This is a genomic window from uncultured Cyclobacterium sp. (assembly GCF_963976465.1).
Classification (GTDB): Bacteria; Bacteroidota; Bacteroidia; order Cytophagales; family Cyclobacteriaceae; genus Cyclobacterium.
Genome location: NZ_CAXBOC010000543.1, coordinates 1 through 3,538 on the forward strand (window position 1 = coordinate 1; position 3,538 = coordinate 3,538).

Genomic DNA, 3,538 nt, shown 5'->3' on the forward strand with positions numbered 1-3,538 from the left:
TGTTGAAAATCAAGGTTATATATTATTATGTCAAATCAAGAAGATTTTAACTGGGAAAAATTTGAAACCAAGGGTTTTGGAGAAGGTTACACTGAGGCTGAGAGAGCTGAGATGGAAAACCTTTATGACAATACCCTTACTGAGATTACAGAAAAAGAAGTGATCACCGGTACTGTAGTAGGTATCAATGATAAGGATGTAATCATCAATATTGGTTTTAAATCTGACGGACTTGTTCCACTGAATGAATTCCGTGACATTGAGGGCTTGAAAATCGGTGATGAAGTAGAATTGTTCATCGAAGAGCAGGAGAATGCATTGGGACAGTTGGTACTTTCCCGTAAGAAAGCCAAGATGGTAAAAGCTTGGCAAACCATCGAAGAAGCATTGGAGCAAGACAATGTGATCGAAGGTTTGGTTAAGAGAAGAACCAAAGGTGGATTGATCGTAGATATTTATGGTGTAGAGGCTTTCTTACCAGGATCTCAAATCGATGTTAAACCTATCAGAGATTTTGATATCTATGTAGGTAAGAAAATGGAAGTGAAAGTGGTTAAAATTAATCACGCCAATGATAACGTAGTTGTTTCTCATAAAGTATTGATCGAGAAAGATCTTGAGAAACAAAAAGCTGAAATCCTTAACAACCTTGAAAAAGGTCAAGTATTGGAAGGAATTATCAAAAACATGACCAATTTCGGTGTATTCATCGATTTGGGTGGTGTAGATGGATTGCTTCACATTACAGATATTTCTTGGGGACGTATCAATCATCCGGAAGAAGTGCTTAACCTTGACGACAAAGTTCAGGTTGTTGTACTTGACTTTGATGATGATAAGAAAAGAATTTCTTTGGGTATGAAGCAATTGACTGCACATCCTTGGGATTCTCTTTCTGCTACGCTTGAAGTTGGATCTAAAGTTAAAGGTAAAATCGTAAACGTTGCTGATTATGGTGCATTCCTAGAGTTGGCTCCTGGCGTTGAAGGTTTGATCCACGTTTCTGAAATGTCTTGGTCTCAGCACCTAAGAAATCCTGCTGACTTTGTGAAAGTTGGTGATGAGATCGAAGCTGTAGTCCTTACTCTTGATAAAGATGAGCGTAAGATGTCTTTGGGTATCAAGCAACTTACCGAAGATCCTTGGACCAAACAAGAAATGTCTACCAAATACGCTATCGGTACCAAACACAAAGGTATTGTTAGAAACCTTACCAACTTCGGTCTGTTCTTAGAACTTGAAGAAGGTATTGATGGATTGGTTCACGTATCTGATTTGTCTTGGACTAAAAAGATTAAGCATCCCTCAGAATTTGTGAAAGTTAGTGATGAATTAGATGTTATCGTATTGGAACTAGACCTTGATAGCAGAAGATTGGCACTAGGACATAAACAATTGGAAGAAAATCCTTGGGATACTTTCGAGAATGTGTTCCCAATCGGGTCTAAGCATAAATGTTCCATCATCTCTAAGAATGATAAAGGCGCAGTTCTAGAGCTACCATATGGTCTTGAAGGATTTGCTACTTCCAAAAATCTTGAGAAAGAAGACGGAAGCCAAGCTGAAGCAGGTGAAAGCCTTGACTTCGCTGTGATTGAGTTTTCTAAAGATGACAAACGAATTGTGCTTTCTCATACAGCTACTTTCAAAGAAGAAGCCTTGCCTAAAGCCAGTGCGAAGAAAGCCAGCAGCCCTAAGAAGAAAGCTGCCGGTAGTACTGACGGTGGAGCAGGAGCAGAGAAATCTACTCTTGGGGATTTGGATGCCTTGTCTGCATTGAAAGAAAAAATGGATCAGGGTAAAAAATAATTAACCCTTATTTAATACAACTAAAGCACTAACTCGAAAGGGTTAGTGCTTTTTTATTTTTTCGAGTTACGGTGTTGAGCCTTTCTCAACCTTAGTTTTCCGGATTATATTTTTATTTGCAACCAAATGCTTTAAAAAGCTATTCAATGCCTTTACCAGGCTATAATCTCTGTCTGCGATAGGTGATACTTTATTATTAATCCACATTGAGGGCCGGAATTAATAGTCCCTGTTTTATTTTTTAGGTAGTTAATAAAGTTTGATTCAGCGTATTGAAACTGAATGACTTTCTCAAATCTTTTACGGTTATCCTTCAAATGGGCAAATATCGCTATCTGCATGGGCTAATTTTGTATTGTTTACTTGGTTTTTTCCTGTGCTATGTTCCTCTATACGAGGGTTTTATAATCCTATATTTTATAAACTTTGACAGCAATGTTTTAGTTAGGTAAAAAAAATGTAAATAACGGATAAAAATATTTGTTAGATCAATCTAACTTATTAATTTTACGGGTATATAAATAGGGATAACATGAATCTAATAAAATACACTGCCTTTTTGATAATTATTACAGTTTCCTTCTGCTATGCTCCGGCAAAAGGACAGGGGAATGGAGTGATCTCAGGGAAAGTGATGGACGAATCAGGTGTACCATTGGAGTTTGCCAATGTGGGAATCAGGAAGATTTCTTTGGGCGGAGTAACAAATGAAGGGGGGGCTTTTACTATTCGCAATGTGCCTCCCGGGAAGCATTTGTTAACCGCTTCTTTGATTGGTTTTGAGACCCAACAGATTAGAATTGAAGTAGTCAATGATCAATCCAGCATCCCTTTTTTATTTACATTAAAGGAAACAGCTTCAGCCTTAGGGGAGGTGGTTGTTTCAGGGACAATGAAAGAAGTTTCAAAACTCGAAAGTCCGGTACCTGTTGAAGTTTACTCTGCCAATTTTTTCCGTGCCAATCCTACCCCGTCTGTTTTTGAATCTCTTCAAAACGTGAATGGTGTTAGGCCTCAGATCAATTGTAATGTCTGCAACACAGGTGATATTCATATCAATGGGCTTGAAGGCCCTTATACCATGGTTTTGATTGATGGGATGCCTATTGTAAGTGGCCTTTCTACAGTATATGGATTAACAGGCATACCGCAGGCCTTGATAGAAAGGGTGGAAGTGGTCAAAGGCCCTGCCTCTACGCTGTATGGGTCTGAGGCTGTGGGTGGTTTGATCAACGTCATAACCAAGAAACCATCTACAGCGCCTTTATTAACTGCTGATATTTTTAGTACTGATTGGGGAGATATTAATACTGACTTTGGGCTAAAATACAATCTTTCTGAAAATACCCAGGGACTTTTTGGTTTGAATTATTTTAATTATCAAAATCCAATGGATAATAATGAAGATGGTTTTACGGATGTAACATTACAGCATAGACTTTCATTCTTCAACAAGTTTAATTTCAATAGAGGATCAGGAAAGAATTTCTCTGTTGCCGGCCGTTATGTGTATGAAGACCGTTGGGGTGGAGAGATGGATTGGTCTTCGGAATACCGTGGAGGAGATGAGATCTATGGTGAAAGCATTTATACCAATCGGTGGGAGATGTTTGGGCTGTATGAATTACCGGTAGAGGAGTTAATAAATTTTCAGTTCAGTGCCAATGGTCATAATCAAAATTCAGTATATGGAGACATGCCTTATATAGCTGATCAATACATTGGTTTT

2 protein-coding genes are annotated in these 3,538 nt (G+C 38.3%); both read left to right on the forward strand.

Features of this window, described 5'->3' with window-relative positions; all coding sequences use genetic code 11:
* Positions 1-27 precede the first annotated feature (27 nt).
* Complete coding sequence (gene rpsA / locus AAC037_RS21850) at positions 28-1,809, forward strand: 30S ribosomal protein S1 (RefSeq protein ID WP_339905600.1); 1,782 nt, start codon at positions 28-30, stop codon at positions 1,807-1,809.
* A gap of 532 nt (positions 1,810-2,341) precedes the next feature.
* A partial coding sequence (locus AAC037_RS21855) for a TonB-dependent receptor plug domain-containing protein (protein WP_339905601.1) occupies positions 2,342-3,538 on the forward strand: 1,197 nt, incomplete at its 3' end.